This window comes from Streptosporangium sp. NPDC049046 (assembly GCF_040649155.1).
In the GTDB taxonomy this organism is placed as follows: domain Bacteria; phylum Actinomycetota; class Actinomycetes; order Streptosporangiales; family Streptosporangiaceae; genus Streptosporangium.
This window is the reverse complement of the sequence record NZ_JBEZEZ010000025.1, coordinates 13,693-29,811: the sequence shown is the minus strand read 5'-3', so window position 1 is coordinate 29,811 and position 16,119 is coordinate 13,693. Positions and strand designations below refer to the sequence as shown.

The window sequence follows — 16,119 nt, the reverse complement described above, 5'->3', positions numbered from 1 at the left end:
GTCCCCGACGGTCCGGCGAACCCGGCCTCGTACCGGCTGACCGAAGGACACGTCGCCCCAGGAAGTGACCCGTGGTGTCCGAAGAAGGGGCCGCGGTCGAGGGGGTGGAGTTTCCGGTCCTCATCGATGTGCGGGCATCGAGCTCATGAAGGTACGGGCGAGGCGGTCGATCTCTTCGTCCTTGGAAGCCTCGTCCACGCGCTGATCCCGGTCGATCCGGCCGCGTGCGGCTTTCAACCGGCGCTCTTCCTCGCGCAGTTTGATCTCGTACTCGCCGGTCCTCTGCCGGGTGGTGAAGTTCAGTTCGGCCTCGTGGCAGGCCGAGCCCGCGCGCAGCTCCTGGGTGAGAAGGCGGTCGTACTCGGTCTTGCCGTTCAGCATCTTCGAGATGATCGGCATGCAGTCGAGCAGCACGAAGATGACGCGCAACAACCAGTGGGCGAAGTTGACCATGCCGCTCTGCGCTGCGACCGTGCCCAATGCCTCCCATCGTTCAAGCAGGCCGATGTGGGTGTAGGTCCGTTTCTTCTCCTCGACGCGCTCGGTGATCTTCTTGCTGATTACCGCCGCGCGTTCCGTTTCCGCACTGGCGCGATCGGCCGCGAGAGAACCGAGCTTCGCCCTGAGTTTCGCCACCTCCGTCTGTTGCCGGGGGATGTCATGGTTGGCGAGGAAGGTGTCGAGCTCGTTCTTTCGAATCTTGCACTCGGGTCCGTTGCCGGCCACGCCCGTGGTCCAGTTCGGGACCTTGCGGTCGCTGAAACATTCCAGGTCGTGGCGTTTCTCCAGCTTCCTATGCTCCTTGATGTCCGCTGCCAGCCGATCCTCCGCGGCCTTGAGGATGCTCTGCTGCCGCGTCATGTTGTCTTCGACGGCGAATGCCCGGTCGCCGCCGTCGAGGACGAAATCGGCGCAGTCGACACCTCTGGGATCCGGTCCCTTAAGGGGGTTGCACTGTTTGTACCGGCTCTCCGTCATGCTGATCACCTGGTCGCGTTCCGCCATGATCTGCCGGTCGAGCCGTTCCTGAAAGATCTTGAGGGTCAGCGGCTCGGCGATGAAGACGCCGATGGCGAGGGCGACGGCGAGCCGGACCAGCAGGTTGCCCCAGCGGGACCAGCCGTCGCTGTCACCGGCGAGGCTGGTGATCAGAAACCGGTCGATGTTGGCGATGTTCAGGCCCCACAGCGCCGCCACCGGCAACAGATACAACGGAGACGCCGAAAAAATCAGGGTCAGCGCGCCCAGCAGGGAGGCGCCCGCTATGAGCGCGGTGCTGGCCACGATTCCGCCGAGACTGGTGTAGCGGGAGCGTTCCTGAGGAACGCTCGCGAGGATTTTCTCGTCGACTCCGGTGAACCGCCGGAAGAACCTCCCGAGATCGGGCCTCTCCCGACGCCGGGGGTGTCGTCTGTGCTGCTGGGCCGCCTTGGGACCGTGGAGGATGTCAACCACGGACGTCCTCCTCCATGAAGAAGTCGTCGTCGTTGTCGCCTGCCGTCACCTCGGCCTGGGCCTCGTAAGCGGGCCTTTCGAGGTCTCTCACCTCCGCCTCCGGCTCGACCTCGTCGAAGGTGGCGAGCAGCTCCTTGCCGGTCGTCTCGTTGAACAGGCCCTGGGCGATCGCCGCCCGGACGACATCGGCCCGGGCACGGGCCTGAACGACCTGCAACTCGTGTTCCTGCTGGATTCCGCGCTGGGTGGCGCTGTACTCCCGGTCGCCCAGCGCGGCGTAACGTTCGGCGATCTGCTGTCCGCTGAGACCGGGAACGGTGACGTACAGGCCGTCGGCGGCGCCGGGACCGCTGTTGAGGAGGTCCCTGATCTTCTTGGCCTCGGTGATCTGCTGATCCCGGTCGAGGGCCGCCTCCTGCCGGGTGAAGTCGTTCGCGCTGTGGCCCTTGGTGTGCAGGTAATCCTGCTCGTCGAGCTCGTAGTCACGATCGAGCTTGCGTTTGACGTCACGGAGGCCGTGTTCGCCCCGGATGTTGTGCAGGCTGGTCTCGTAGTGTCGCCGCCCCTGGGCGATCTCGTCGGGGGCGTGCACGTTGAGGCCGGAGAACTCTGCCGTCATGCCGGGCAGCACACAGGGCACCACGGTCGTGTACGCCTTCACCTGGGCGTGCACGAGCGTCCACAACTCGTGAACCTCGTGCAGCCCGTGGCCGCGGCCGAGTTCGAAGAGCTTGTGGTAGGCCTGGACGTAGGTGACCAGGTGCTCGGTGACGTCGGTCAGACCGGCGCGCACCACCTCGATCGGCTCGTCGACCGTGCAGCGGAAGTGGATCGAGACGGTGAAGTCGTGGGCGCCGGAGGAGTTGATCGGCACCCGGATCGTGGTGGGGTGATCCTTGGTCACGTCCACGACGCTGACGCTGGCTGCGTGCAGCACGTGCGGTTCGTCGCCGTGCAACCGCCGGTCGCCCAGCACGAACGTGCCGTCGTACTCGAAGACGAGCCGCTGGTGCGGAAGCTGGCGGGGGAGGCTGGAGATCGGCCGCCGGGGTTTGCTCAGGAACCCTTGCCTGGCGACAGGATCAAGGGAGACCTGGCTGATCACGGGGTAAGTCATGGACGCTTTCCGATGGTGTCGAGGGACAGAACAGCCGGGCTCAGGAAGACCCGGAGCAGCGACAGGAGAATCTCCAGCCGGTTCTCGTCGGTGTCGCGGGAGATGGCATAACGCCGCAGGTCATGGGCGAGCAGTGGCCGTTCCTTCGCGGGGAGCGCCTCCACGAGCGCCGCGAACAGGGCGTGGACCCGGTCGCGGTCGTCGCCGTCGCGGTCGTCGAAGGCGCAGACGGCGTCGTACAGGGCGACCAGCGCGTCCTTGCGGTGAGGACGCTTGACGAGAACCGCGGACCAGAGCTTGGCGAGCGGGACGGCGGAGGCAGGGCAACTACGCAGATGAACGGTGACCGTGGGAGTCCCGACGCCGTCCGCGCGAGCCGACAGGACACTCAGGATCGCCCGGATCAGCGGATCGACCGCACGGCCGATCCGTCTGTCGTTGCCGATCTGGCGGGCCAGCCAGTCGAGCATCGGCAGGGCGTTGCCGGTGGCCTCGGTCAACGCCGCGAACAGACGGGCGAGCGCGATCTCCGCGTGCCGGACGGGCTTCTCACTGCCCCTGATCTGTATCCAGAGCATCCGGACCGCCTCCAGCGGGAACCGGATGCCCAGCTCACCGGACCAGGCGAGGGTGGCGGTGAACTTGGGTCTGGCGGCGGACGCCCTCGTCCACGAGCTGACGGTACGCAGCACCTCCGGACGGGTCGTCTCGTCCAGGCACAGCCACGAGATGGCCATCGCGGCGGTGGCCTGGCTGCGCATCACGCCTCTTCCACGGGCCCACGGGGTGAGAAAAGCACTCTCGACGTACGAGTAGTCCGAGACGGAGGCGAGAACCGCCACCCCCCTGGCGATCTCCGCCTGTGCGCTCGGGTCGCGGAGAGCCGCGCACTCATGGAGCCATTCGGTGACCGGCTCCCACAACCGCATGCCGTGCCGCCGGTACAGCTCCCGCATCACGTGCGTTCGATGACTCGGGACCCTGAACTCCAGCCTGCGCCCCGGCGACAGGCTGAAAAGGGAGCCCTCCGCCACCCGGAGCAGGCGGCGGCTCGGCATCGGATCGTCCGCGGAAACGGTGACCGCCCCCTCGGCGCCGATACCGGCGATCGACTCCAGCCGGGCGAGCAGCGACTCGAAGCCGGCTTCGGGAAGGCCGGCGGTGAAGGCCATGGCGGCCATCTCGAAAAGTTCCCCCCGAGTACGCGGGCCGTCGAACCAGGCGACCACATCGCGCCGCCCGGCCGACTCCAGCCTGTCGAGCGCGTCGTCCAGCGAAATCCCCGACGCCAGATCGCGCGCGAGTGTCACCACGTCGGCCATGGCGTGGTCGGCGGTGATCTGTGCGGCCGCCTCGTCGGCGACCTCGGGCGCCACCCGGTGAGCCAGCAGGACGTCACGGGCCGGCGGCGGGCGCCAGGCGATCCGGTCTCCCTCCGGCAGCGAGGTCGCCGTCGCCGTGATCACCAGGTAGGCCCCGGCGTCGCGCACCCGGCGCCTGATCTCCCGTACGTGGAAGTCGGCGATGTTTCCTTCGACGTCGTCCTTGGGCCAGTCGCACAGCAGGTAGCCGTGGGCTTTCCGGTATTCGCGGGCGGCCAGCTTCTCCAGCGTGTAGGCCGGGCTGAGTTCCACCACCTCGCGCCGTTCCGCGACGAAGTCCTGAAGCAGGTTGAGCGCCGCCGTCCGGCGGCCGGTGCCGGCAGTGCCGATCAGGGCCACCAGGTTGCATCTGCCCAGCTGTTCGGCGGCGGCCTCGTAGGTGGTGTGGCGCACGTGGCGGGTGCGGGTCTCCGCCATCTCGTCGGCGGACACGGGTCCCGAGGTGCGGCGGGACCTGGGGCGAGCACCCGAGATGCCGAATGAGGCGTCTCCCACGTTGCCGTGAATGTGGTTGATGACGGTCTGGAGCTGGGAGACCTGCGCGAAGCCCTCGTCCGTCGCCTCGGCCTGATCGGTCAGATCCACCGACGTGGCCGCCTCGCCGATCAGGACGCCGTCGGGCGGCGAATCAGTTTCGGATACCAAAGTTGATCTCCTCCCCGGAGATGGGAGCGGTGATCATGTTCACGGTCATCTGCTCGGCGTTGAACTGCTGCGCGAACTTCTTCGCGGTGGGGTCGGCCCGCACCAGCTTCTCCAGGGACTCCAGCAGGTCGTCCCGCGACTCCGGGGCGGCCGGTTGGCCCTGCTCGGACCGGAATTTCTTGATCTTCGCGAGCAGTCTGCGTGCTCCGCCCAGGCCGGTCTCGGTGCCGTAGGCGCCGAGACGCTCGATGGCACCCCCGGCGATGAGAGCCCACAGGGTGTCGGCGACCTCGGGAAGGTTGTCCATGTCGAGAGTTCCTCTCTGAGCCAGGTCTTCGGAAGGAATCCACATCCAGGCGATCTCGGTGCGTTCCTTGGTCGGTACTTCCAGCCGGGTGAACGCCTCCGGCCGGTAGGAGGTGTGGAGCTGTCGGACGACGTCCTCGTAGAGCCGATCGGTGAGGATCAGCACCAGGTCGGCGCGCGGGTTCACCTGCAGGGCGGTACGGGCGGCCTCCGCGTCGAGCAGCCGGGCGGTGGTCACCACGACCTGGCCGACGAAGCCCATCGCGCCGCGTTTCACGACGCCGTGGCCGATCGCGACGCGTATCCGCAGGCGGGCGTCGTCTCGGCGTTCGCGGTTGTGGTCGTGGAGCGCCTTGCGCACCCGGTGGACCAGGTCGTCGACGACCCGAAGCTCGCCCTCCCTCTCGGGGATGACGATGACCTCGCCGTCGCCGGCCTCCTGGCGGGCCCAGGTCTCGCGCCGCAGGCCGGCCTCTCGTGCGCCACGGTCCATGACCTGGGCCAGGCCCGACTGGATCGAGTCGTGCCGTAGGTCGTCGCCGCGGCCGTATCCCTCCGCGTCGACCGCCATGACCAGGCGGCGGCTGAAATCAGAATCGAACATCACGTCACCTTGTGGTTGCGAGAAAGATCCACCAGAGCGGTGGGGAGATCGCCGGGGATGAGTCTGGCGAAGGTCGCATCGCCTCAAGACGTACCAGTACGTTTTACCGGTAATTGGACAGACCGATTGGGTCGATGACGATCTTCCTGCGATGACCGGAGGCGATCAGTTCAAGCTCCTTGAAATGTCGGAAGGCCTTGAAGACGGCGTCTTTCCCGGCCCCGACAAGATTGGCGATCTCCTCGTGGGTGAGATCGACTCCCAGTTCCCGTTTGCCGCCCGCCCGGTCGATCCCATGTCGGCCGGAGAGTTCCACGAGCACGTTCGCGACCCGTACGGGCACGCTGAACTGGGCGAAGTCGGTTCTTCTGCGGTTGGCCCAGTCGAGCCGGTCGGCGATCATCCTGGCGAACGCGTTCCATGCCGCCGGATGACGGTCGAGGAAGTCGGTGAACACCTCCGCGCGGATGACGTGCACCCACATCGGACTGCACGCGGTGACCGCAGCCGATCTGGGCTCCCTGCGCAGAGCCGCCAGCTCGCCGACCACATCACCGCTGACCCGGATGCCCAATATGGCTGATCCACCCGATTTCAGGTATGCCGTCACCTTCACGCACGCGGTGATCCGCTGGCCCGGGACGGACCTCAGGAGATAGACCTCGGACCTCTCTCGGTCTCCGTGATAGATGAGCGGTTCGCCGGCCTGCCGCGGGGACGGCGGCGCGAGATCCAGGAGTTCCTTCCGCTCCTCCGGGCTGATTCTGTCCATGAGGGTGCCGACAGGCCACCTGGCGGGGATTTGATCATTTATCACGGATTAAGCGCCTTGAGTCATCGATGTGAAGCTACACCCTGGAATATGTGGTGGCCAGGTTAGATGGTTATCGGTGTAGATATTGGGCATATCGTGCGCCCTGTCGTAAAGGGCGGGCCGAAATTTCCGGGAAGCGGGACAGGATTCCTGTGATCGGCGTGACTTGGCGGAACGTCGGCACCGATTTGCGGCTTATGTGCTTCCAAGGTTGTTGTGGCTTTCTGAAGGCGAAGGCTCCTGCCTTCTCCGGGGTGCCGCCATCGCTCAGAACGCTTCGTCTTCGTGTGCGGGAAGCCGTCGGCAAGTCGGGGACCTCACAGACTCGACTGGTGATCGCGTCGGAAGGGCGCGCGAGACGCGCCCGTCGCGCGGTGGCCTCGGTCAGGGTGAACGTGCATCACGAGTAAAGCGTATCGTGAACTCAGTGCACAATAGATATCCCTGTGTCGATTCCGGAGCGGAAGGCCACGCGCGATGGGCCCCCTCGGACCCGAGCCGCTCGTCCCAAAGGGCGACTCGTCCAGGCGACGCCCAGGAGAGTCGTCGACGCACGACCCTCCGGGGGTACTTCGCCCCGCGCATGGAGCACGCTTCGCGTTCGGCCCGGATGCTTCACCTGGCTTTGCCAGGACGACCGTTATCGACCACCCGCTCCAGGTAAGTCCTCTCCTGATGGCAGGAGACAGCCGCATCAGGCGGAAGGTTGAAAAACGATCACCTCGGTGACCGGATCCGCGGACTCGGCTTCGACTCAGACCTGCCACTCGTCGTCGCGGAGCAACTCGATCGCACCGCCGTCGTGCCCGATCCCCGTGACGGTGACGTCGGGGCCGCCCACCATGAAGTCGACGTGCACACCGGAGACGTTGACCCCGGCCGCCTCAAGCCCGGCGGCGTCCCGCTCGCGCAGGTGCTCCGGCACGCCAGGAGGCAGGCCGGCACCCCAGGCCAGATGGCAGGTGGCGTTCTCGTCCAGCAGGGTCTCGAGAAAGGTGAGGCCCGATCGCCCGACCGGTGACGAGCCGTCGACCAGGGCCAGCTCGCCCAGACGGGCCGCGCCCGCGTCGGTCGCCTGGTGGGTGCGAACCACGTCGGCGCCGGCGCTCGCCCGCACCTCTGTCACCACCCCGCCGGTGAAGGTCAGTTCCAGGTCGCGAATGACGCTCCCGTTGAGCGCGAGTGGCCGCGTCGAACGGACGGTGCCCTCCACCCGGCGATGGTCAGGGGTGGTGAACACCTCCTCCGTGGGAAGGTTGGCCTGGAAGCGGTGCCCCCGTACGGATTCGAGGCGTGCCGCGGTCCAGTGCGCGTCCGGGAGCAGGCCGATGGTCAGGTCGGTGCCCGGCCCCTCGAACCGGACAGCGTCGAGCCGCATCCCGTTCAGCACCTCCGCGCGGCCCAGCAGCTCGGTGATCCGCTGCTCCCAGGCGGCGCGGGGATCGGGCCGGTCCAGGCGCAGTATCGGGCGCAGGTGCTGCCAGAGGAGGGTTTCGTCCGGCTCCCCGAAGACCGCGCGCGCCCATTCCGCGGTCGGGCAGGGGACGATCGTCCAGCGGACGAGGTTGCCGAGTTGCAGCCGCTGCCTCGACGTGAGGTGCGGCATGCGGTCCAGGCCCGCCCGTACCGGGTCCTGCCCGGCGAGGAGGTCCGGTGCCACGGCGCCGCGGATGTTGAGCAGGACGCCGCAGTGGCGGGCCAGCTCCTCGTTACGTGCGTCCAGCCAGGCCGGGACCTCGCTCAGCGTGGCCGCGTCCGCGTGCTGAACCCGGGATCGCTTCGCATAGGGGTCGAAATACCAGATATCGGCATAGCGGGCACCTCGGGCGTATGCCGCCTCGGCCAGGGCACGTGCGAGCGGGGCGTGCTCGATCTCGGCGTTGATCAGCACCCGGTCACCGGCGACGACCGGTACGGCGACGTCGAAGACGACGTCGGCGTATCCGGCCAGCTCAGCGGCGGGAATGGCCATGGCTGTCTCCTTGGGGTGAGGTCCTGCGAACCTTGCGAGAGTCGGAGAGGAACAGCAGAGGCGCCAGCTCATCCCCCTTTTCCCGCGACATGTTGGGATTATGAAATTTCCAACATGTCGTGGGAAAGGGGCGGCGGGCATCCCACTCGGCTCCTCGAATGTGGGCGCCCTTCGACCGGCGCTCCAGGGCATACCGGAGACGGGCCCGAATGATCAGCGGGTACGGTGGCCGTTTACCGCGCATCCCCTCTCTGCCGGACTCCTGTGAGACACGGACGCATGAGTCCTTTTTGCGAAGCAGGGCGAGACAGGACGACCGAGACGGTGTCGCCGTGGCGCGTCATCGCCTGAGCTGTCCGGCGTTCTACCGGAGGGACTGCGTCAGGTTGACCTTGTTTCCGTCGGGGTCGTGGACATGGGCCACCCGTTCTCCCCATGGCATGTCGTTCGACGGGCCGAGCACCCGTCCGCCGACCGATTCGACCCGGTCCAGCAGGCCGTCGACGTCGTCGACCTGCACACTCAGCAGGATCCGCTGCGGGGCGGACAGGTCGGCCGCCGCCTCGCTGACCAGCCCGAGCTCAGAGTCGCCCAGCTTCAGGCTCACGAAGAACACGGGTCCGTCGTCGGGGAAGCGGCTCACCTCCGTCGCCCCGAACAGGCGCTCGTAGAAGGCTCGCAGTCGATCCAGGTCGGGTGTGACGATGATGGGCTGGATGGTCGCCATGGTCATTCCTTTAGTTCGTGGTGAGTAGCCGTCCACGGGGATACGCCGTGGCGTCACGAAACTCATCGGTGTGCGGGAAACAATCGCGGCGACGGGAAAGACGCGGCCGGAGCGCCGAAAAGCGGGATCAGCCGGTCGGCGTCCAGGTATGTGGTGATGCCGCTGATCAGACCTCCGGACACGTCCAGAAGAACCAGCCCGAAGGGCATGTGAACGCCATCGGGACCGGGTCTGGTCTGCCAGAACGCCGGCGAGCCGTTCGCCGCGGCCGGGACGAGACGCGCGCCCGCGCAGGACGCGTTCGGGTCCAGCAGCGCCTGCTCGATCAGGTCGCGGCCGCGAAGCCACCAGGCGAAGGGAGGCATCGACATCGTCGCGTCCTCGTGCAGCAGGGCGACGAGCGCGGTGACGTCGTGACGCTCGAACGCGCTGCAATAGCGGGCGAGCAACTCGCGCTGGCCCGGGTCGGCCGGCCGGAACGGCTCACCGGGCATGGCGTCGACCGTCTTGAGCGTCGACCTCGCCCGCTGTAGCGCGCTGGTCACCGACGCGACGGTGGTCTCCAGGAGGTCCGCGACCTCCCTGCTCTTCCACCGCAACACGTCACGCAGGATCAGCACCGCCCTCTGCCGGGGCGGCAGGTGCTGCAACGCGGCGACGAACGCCAGCCGGATCGTCTCCCGCCGCACGGCCAGCTCTTCCGGATCGCCGTCCATCGGCAGCACGAGAGCGTCCGAAACCGGCTGGACCCAGACCCGCTCCGACACCGGCTCGCCGATGCTCGATCCGCCGTCCGCGGCCCGGCTGAGATCCATGGCCAGGGCCCGGCGTTGCGTGCTGCGCAGCATGTCGAGGCAGATGTTGGTGGCGATGCTGTAGAGCCAGGTGCGCAGCGACGCCCGTCGCTCGTCGTAGCGGTCGAACGCTCGCCAGGCACGCAGCAGCGTTTCCTGTACCGCGTCTTCGGCCTCGAAGCCGGAGCCGAGCATCCGATAGCAGTAACCGGTCAGCTCGACCCGGAACGGCTCCAGCCGGGAGCCTTCACCGGTCAGCGTTTCAGCCATTCCCCGACCGTATGCGCCGCCACCGACACATCACGCGGGGGGACCGATGACTTTCCGGCTCCGCGTTCGTACCCATACCGCGACCACGCCGTGAACGTACGCGCCGAACAAGCACGAGGAGACTTTGATGACCGAAGATCGACTTCGGGACGCACTGGTGACGGAACGCCGCGAACAGGCGGACCTGCTCGCGGCCCTGCGCCCCGAACAGTGGGATGCGCCCACGTTGTGTGACGGCTGGAGGGTCCGCGAGGTCGTCGCCCACACGACGATGCCCTTCCGTACCTCGCTCGGAAGGACCCTGGTGGAGCTGGCGAAGGCACGCGGAGACGTCAATCGCATGGCCGATCGGTGCGCCCGTCGCGACGCCGTCAGGTTGCCGCCCGAGAGACTGCTCGCCTCGCTGCGGGACAACGTCGCACATCCGTGGACACCTCCCGGCGGAGGCGTCCACGGGGCGCTCGCGCACGACGTCATCCACGGGCTCGACATCACGGTGGGTCTGGGACTCGACCGCCTGGTTCCCCTCGATCGGGTGGCCATGGTGCTGGCGGGGATGCGGCCGAAGAACATCGCGTTCTTCGGAACCGACCTCGCGGGGGTCGCGCTGCGGGCGACCGACCTCGACTGGAGCCACGGGACGGGAACACCGCTCCGGGGGCCGGCCCAGGACCTGCTGCTCGTCCTCTGCGGGCGACGTCTGCCGCCGGGCCGGCTCATGGGGGAGGCCGCGACGCGGTTCTCCCGATAGTTCCCGAAGCCGGTGACGGCGACCGGGGGACGCTCGACCTGCTCTTGGGGGCGGCGGGTAGGCCGGCGGCTTGGGATACTCAAGCGGGTGGGACGCCGTCGGCCGAACGGGTCGGCATGTCACCGCCCGAGCCGGGTAGCGCGCGTTCCCGACGACGTCCGTACGCCCGCTCACCGCCGCTCACCGCCGCTCACCGTCAGAGGAGCCGGATGATCCACCCGCATGTCGACTTATGATCTTTTCGTCTGATATTTGCACTATTGCCGGAAGAGCCGCCATGACCCACCCCCTCAGTCGACGGTCCGCCCTGCTGGGCGCCGCGACGGTGGCCGGTCTCGCCCTGTGGGACAGACCGGCCGAGGCGGTTGCCGGCGCCGCCGCGTTCGACGACGCGCGCAAGCGGTGGGTGAACCTGATGGCCGGCGGGTCGGACACCTCCGCTCATACCGACGCGACCTATATCGACAGGACGCGGGCACTCGAAGGCTCGGCCAACGCGGTGCTGCGCAAGCTGAACCCCGCCCCCGGCCGCCCGAGCCTGTGGCCAGACCTGCCGCTCTCGAACCCTCGAACGGGCAATTTCAACCGCTCCTACAACCGCATGCGCACCCTGGCGCTCGCCTGGGCCACACCCGGCACCGCCATGCACCACGACGGCCAGGTCGCCCGGACCGCCGTCCGAGCACTGGACTTCCTGTACGAGCACGCGTACCACGAAGGGCTCGACCGGCGCGGCAGCAACTGGTACTGGTGGGAGATCGGCGTCCCCCGCGCGCTCACCGACACCTGCGCACTGCTGTACGACGGCCTGCCCTCGGGCCGCCTCGATCGCTGGCTACGCCCCCTGCACCGCTGGTGCCCCGACCCGGAACGCCGCGTCAGCCACCCCGGCGTCGTCGAGACCGGCGCCAACCGCGCGGGCAAGGCGATGGCGGTGGCGATGCGCGGAGTCCTCACCCACGACGCCCGCCTCGTCAGACGGGCCGGAAACGCCGTCTCCGACCTGCTGCGGCCGACCAGAGGCCCGGGCGACGGCTTCTACCGCGACGGGTCGTTCATCCAGCACGACGTGTACCCCTACACCGGCAGCTACGGCGTGGACTACCTGGAGAGCGTGGCCAAACTGATCGCCATGCTCTCCAGGTCACCGTGGGAGATCACCGGAATCGGCAACATCTACGACCTGGTGGACCGCACGTTCGTGCCGTTCGTCTTCGACGGGCTGATGATGGACTGCGTACGCGGCCGGCAGATCTCGGTGCAGGGCCACCGCGACCACCACTCGGGACACAAGGCGGTCGAGGCCGTCCTCACCCTGCTGGAGACCGCACCCGAACGCCACGCCCGCCGCTGGCGACCGCTCGTCAAAGGCTGGCTCACCCGCAACCAGGCCGTCCCCTACGGCACGTACGCACCCCCGGCGAGCATCGCGAGGGCCACGGCCCTGCTCACCGACCCCGCGGTGCCGGTCGGTGAGCGCACGACGGGCACGTACGTCTTCGCCGACATGGACCGGGTCGTACACCGCCGCCCCACCTGGGCGTACGCGATCTCGATGAGCTCGCAGCGCATCGGCGCCGCCGAGGCCATCAACCGGGAGAACCTGCACGGCTGGTACACCGGCGACGGCATGACCTACCTCTACACCGGCGACCTCACCCACTGGAACGACGACCTGTGGCCCACGATCGACCCGTACCGCCTGCCGGGAACGACGGTCGACACCCGCAGACGCGCCGACCTCCCGCACGACCACCGCCGCCTGCCCCCGACCCCGTGGGCGGGCGGCGTGGCGCTGGATGGCGAGTACGGTGTGGCCGCGATGAAACTGATCGCCGGCGGCTCCTCACTACGGGCCAAGAAGGCGTGGTTCATGCTCGACGACGCGGTGATCGCCCTCGGCACCGGCATCACCGCCTCCGACGGCCGCCGCATCGAGACCATCGTGGAAAACCGCAACACCCACGACCGGCACCCGTCGCTGACCCAGGGCGATCGCTGGATCCACCTGCCAGGGGTGGCTGGCTACGCGCTCCTCGACGGCGCCAAGGCGAAGGTGATCCGCGCCGAGCGCACCGGCCGCTGGCGCGACATCGACAAGGGCGCCACCACCGGTGGCGACACCACCCCCGTCACCAGGCACTACACGACGATCGTCATCGACCACGGCGTCAACCCCCGCAAGGCCCGCTACGCCTACGCCGTGCTGCCCGACGCCTCCATCACGCAGATGGAGGCGTATGCGGGGCGGGTCGAGATCCTCGCCAATTCCGGAGCGGTGCAGGCCATCTCGCGCGACGGGGTGATCGCGGCCGTCTTCTGGCGTGGGGGGACCGTCGAGACCCAGGACGGGCCGCTCAGCGTGGACGGCCCCTGCACGCTGTTGGTCCGGCGGGTGGGGGAGCGGGTACGGCTCGCGGTGTCCGATCCGTCTCGGACTGTTGACGAGGTGAAGGTGACGTTGCCCTGGCGGGTGAAATCGGTGAGGGAGGGCGATCGTAGTGTGCGGAAGGCCAGGGGTGCGCTCAGGGTGGAGGTGGGGGGGAGTCGCGGGCATGCGCACACTGCGGAGGTGAGGGTCTGACTTTGAGGTGCTCGGAGTCGATGGGGCACGAGATTGACGAGCGAACTACGTACAGGGGCGCGACGAAGAGCACCTCGATCCAGCTTGTGGTTCTTGCCTCCAGAGCGGTCGGCACCCTGTCTGGGCATCGCGTCCGGAAAACGCGGAGCGGCCCCGGCCTTCCTCAAGCCTCAAGGCGAGCACAGACCCGGTGACGGGCCTGCAGTTCATACCTTCTTGACGACGATCGTGTCCGGGACGAGCTTCTCCAGGTCGTCTACGTCCGAGGTGAAGACGGTGACCTGTCCCTTCTGCTGCCGTGCGATAACGGCGAGGACCGCGTCGATCGCGTACTTGTGGCCGTGCAGCTTGGCGTCGGCCAGGAGCCGATGGGCCTGGCGGGCCTCGTCCTTCCCGATATGGGGGACGTTGAGCCGGGAAAGCACCCAATCCCAACGTTGCTCGGTGATCCTGCCGTCGTAGGCCTCAACCACCGTCATCGGAGACGTCACCACCTCCGCCTGCCCCCGGGCCGCAAGGTCGAGCCAGGCGATCATCTTCTTGTCGCCACGCACGGCCAGGGACAAGGCCTGACAGTCGAGCACGAAGATCCGTAGCGGCTGCCCGCGATCACCGCTTCGCTGGCTCACGCAGCCTCTCCTGCGTTGCGCTTTCCGCTCGCACGGCGACGCTCGTGCTCGGCGTCGAGGTCTTCCAACTCCTCGAGTGCTGCCGCACGCTCGTCATCGGTGACAGGCCCGTATTCTTCCTCCAGCCAGTTCACCAGCTCCAGCAACCGATCCCGGTCACGCTTGAAGCGCAACGCCTCGGCGACGTACGCCGACAGGCCTCGCTCGGCCGCATCCGCGCGGATCTCGTCAAGGAGCTCCTCGGGGATCGTCACCGTCACTTTCTTTGTTGCCATACTTAAGACCATACTTCAGGTGTCGACCTTCTTACCAGCTCATCCATTCCTGCGGGTGCCGGGCACCGGGTCGGGCAGCGTGTCGGCGGAGATCGTCATCGGCACATTCTGACCCATGCGGATCTGCCGCTGAGCCGGTGCTGCGGCTCACGTCGATCGTCACTGTCCGTACGCCGCTCAGCAGGCCATTGATCACAAGTTTGGCGAGCGCGCCACATGGCGACGATCTTGGCTCGGCTTACGCCACCAGCTCCTCGCTGAGGGTCCATAGACGCGCGGCCGCCTCGGGGTCGCGGGCCAGGGAGCTTGGCTCGATCTGCTTGCCGCGGAAGAAGTAGCCTCCGGTGACCTCGGCCGCCTCTGGGGCGCTGGCCAGATGGACCGGGGTGGCCGCGCCGGTCTGGACGGTACCCATGAAGGGCTTGGCGGCCGCGACGAGGAGCTTCGCGACGCCGCGGACCTCGCGGCCCAACTGGGTGCGGATGAGGCCCGGGTGCAGGCAGTTGGCGACCACGCCGGTGCCGGTCAGGCGCTTGGCCAGCTCGGCTGTGAACAGGATGTTCGCCAGTTTCGACAGCGGGTAGCTCGGCTCGCCGCGGGCCAGTTCGTCCCAGGGAATCTGCTTGGCCGAGCGATGCACATTGGACGAAACCGTGATCACGCGGGCCGGCGCGCTGCCTACCAGCCGTTCCCGCAGCAGGCTGGTCAGTAGGAACGGCGCCAGATGGTTGACGGCGAACATGGTCTCGTAGCCGTCGACCGTGAACTGCTGCTTGAGCATGATCACACCGGCGTTGTTGTCGAGTACGTCGAGCCGGTGGTACTTCTCCAGCACCTCGGCGGCCAGCCGGCGCACTTCGGCCAGGCTCGACATGTCGGCCGTCAGGAGGTCCACCTCGGCTCTGGGCGCCCGATGCCGGATCTCCTTGACGGCCGCTCGCCCTCGCTCGACGTCGCGCCCGACGACGACCACGGTGGCCCCCAGCTCGGCCAGCCGGGCCGCCGTCTCCCGGCCAATCCCGCTGGTCCCGCCGGTCACCAGACACACCTTGCCGGACATTGTGGTCATTGACCCTCCCGGATGTACTTGCCGCAGCGCCATTCTCTCCACGGCGACGCCTCGGGTACCAGGTGTGGCTCGACGCCGTCAGCAGACGTGCCCAAGACGCACGAGCGCGACGAGCAATCCCTCCGTCGAGCGAACGCGTCTTGAGGTTCCCCCCCCCCGCAGGACGGACACCTCGCCTGAGTCGACCTTGCGTCGGCTGGGAAGGAAGGGACTCGTGCCTGCACCTCACTCGCCTGAGTTTCGTGAGCGCGCCGTCACGCTGGCCCGACTCGGTGACAAACCGATCATCACTCTGGCCAAGGAACTGGGAATCAGCCGTTCCTGCCTGCAAAACTGGCTGGCCCAGGCCGACGCCGACCAGGAAGGGCAAACGTCGGGTCGGCTCACGACGGCCGAGAAAGCCGAAATCGCCGAGCTGCGACGAAAGAACAAACAGCTGGAACTGGAAAACGAGATCCTCAAACGCGCAGCCGCGTATTTCGCGCGTGAGAACGTTCTCCCAAAATAGCGTACTCGCTGGTCCGTGAACTCGCTGACGATGATATCCCTATCGCGGTGGCCTGCCGAGTGCTGAAGGTATCGCGCTCGGGATACCATGATTGGCTCGGCCACCTGTGCAAGGCCATCGCCGTCCTTCAAAACCACCGCGTCGCACAGGCCGCCTGAGGATGAAAAGGTTCAGTCTGAGAACTCACAGCAAAATGATCTATGTTGTATTTTGGTCT

Annotated in this window: 14 protein-coding genes; 3 read left to right on the top strand and 11 right to left on the bottom strand. The window is 67.5% G+C overall.

Going from position 1 to position 16,119, the window contains the following annotated elements:
• Positions 1-120: 120 nt before the first annotated feature.
• The 8 genes from AB0B96_RS30075 to AB0B96_RS30040 form a co-directional block, all read right to left on the bottom strand.
• The gene (locus AB0B96_RS30075) at positions 121-1,455 is read right to left on the bottom strand and encodes a DUF4407 domain-containing protein (RefSeq protein WP_362904012.1); all 1,335 of its coding nucleotides are present in this window, start codon (positions 1,453-1,455) and stop codon (positions 121-123) included.
• On the bottom strand, positions 1,448-2,572 hold the full coding sequence (locus tag AB0B96_RS30070) for a hypothetical protein (protein WP_362904010.1): 1,125 nt from the start codon (positions 2,570-2,572) through the stop codon (positions 1,448-1,450). The genes AB0B96_RS30075 and AB0B96_RS30070 overlap by 8 nt, the downstream gene beginning before the upstream one ends.
• A complete protein-coding gene (locus AB0B96_RS30065) occupies positions 2,569-4,599 on the bottom strand; it encodes a hypothetical protein (RefSeq protein ID WP_362904008.1) in 2,031 nt (676 codons plus the stop codon). The genes AB0B96_RS30070 and AB0B96_RS30065 overlap by 4 nt, the downstream gene beginning before the upstream one ends.
• Positions 4,583-5,509: a hypothetical protein gene (locus AB0B96_RS30060; RefSeq protein WP_362904007.1), complete on the bottom strand. Its 927-nt coding sequence runs from the start codon at positions 5,507-5,509 to the stop codon at positions 4,583-4,585. The genes AB0B96_RS30065 and AB0B96_RS30060 overlap by 17 nt, the downstream gene beginning before the upstream one ends.
• 103 nt (positions 5,510-5,612) lie before the next feature.
• Positions 5,613-6,281 (bottom strand): Crp/Fnr family transcriptional regulator, encoded by a 669-nt coding sequence (locus AB0B96_RS30055; protein WP_362904006.1) that lies wholly within the window; start codon positions 6,279-6,281, stop codon positions 5,613-5,615.
• Positions 6,282-7,077: 796 nt separating this feature from the next.
• Positions 7,078-8,295 (bottom strand): aminopeptidase, encoded by a 1,218-nt coding sequence (locus tag AB0B96_RS30050; protein WP_362904004.1) that lies wholly within the window; start codon positions 8,293-8,295, stop codon positions 7,078-7,080.
• Positions 8,296-8,659: 364 nt separating this feature from the next.
• Positions 8,660-9,022: a VOC family protein gene (locus AB0B96_RS30045; protein WP_362904002.1), complete on the bottom strand. Its 363-nt coding sequence runs from the start codon at positions 9,020-9,022 to the stop codon at positions 8,660-8,662.
• 62 nt (positions 9,023-9,084) lie between these two features.
• Positions 9,085-10,086 (bottom strand): sigma-70 family RNA polymerase sigma factor, encoded by a 1,002-nt coding sequence (locus tag AB0B96_RS30040; protein WP_362904000.1) that lies wholly within the window; start codon positions 10,084-10,086, stop codon positions 9,085-9,087.
• Positions 10,087-10,213: 127 nt separating this feature from the next.
• Here AB0B96_RS30040 and AB0B96_RS30035 point away from each other — a divergent pair, with 127 nt between their 5' ends.
• Both AB0B96_RS30035 and AB0B96_RS30030 read left to right on the top strand, forming a co-directional pair.
• Entirely contained in the window at positions 10,214-10,837 is a 624-nt protein-coding gene (locus tag AB0B96_RS30035) for a maleylpyruvate isomerase family mycothiol-dependent enzyme (protein ID WP_362903998.1), read from the top strand.
• A 277-nt stretch (positions 10,838-11,114) separates the two neighbouring features.
• Entirely contained in the window at positions 11,115-13,421 is a 2,307-nt protein-coding gene (locus AB0B96_RS30030) for a polysaccharide lyase 8 family protein (protein ID WP_362903996.1), read from the top strand.
• Between the two features lie 206 nt (positions 13,422-13,627).
• Here AB0B96_RS30030 and AB0B96_RS30025 read toward each other — a convergent pair whose 3' ends face one another.
• From AB0B96_RS30025 to AB0B96_RS30015, 3 genes are all read right to left on the bottom strand, one after another.
• Positions 13,628-14,050 (bottom strand): hypothetical protein, encoded by a 423-nt coding sequence (locus tag AB0B96_RS30025; protein ID WP_362903994.1) that lies wholly within the window; start codon positions 14,048-14,050, stop codon positions 13,628-13,630.
• On the bottom strand, positions 14,047-14,325 hold the full coding sequence (locus AB0B96_RS30020) for a CopG family transcriptional regulator (protein WP_350945557.1): 279 nt from the start codon (positions 14,323-14,325) through the stop codon (positions 14,047-14,049). The genes AB0B96_RS30025 and AB0B96_RS30020 overlap by 4 nt, the downstream gene beginning before the upstream one ends.
• Positions 14,326-14,563: 238 nt before the next feature.
• On the bottom strand, positions 14,564-15,394 hold the full coding sequence (locus AB0B96_RS30015; protein WP_362903991.1) for an SDR family oxidoreductase: 831 nt from the start codon (positions 15,392-15,394) through the stop codon (positions 14,564-14,566).
• A gap of 214 nt (positions 15,395-15,608) precedes the next feature.
• On the opposite strand from AB0B96_RS30015, the gene AB0B96_RS30010 reads away from it, so the two are divergent.
• Complete coding sequence (locus AB0B96_RS30010) at positions 15,609-15,902, top strand: transposase (protein ID WP_362903989.1); 294 nt, start codon at positions 15,609-15,611, stop codon at positions 15,900-15,902.
• Positions 15,903-16,119 lie beyond the last annotated feature (217 nt).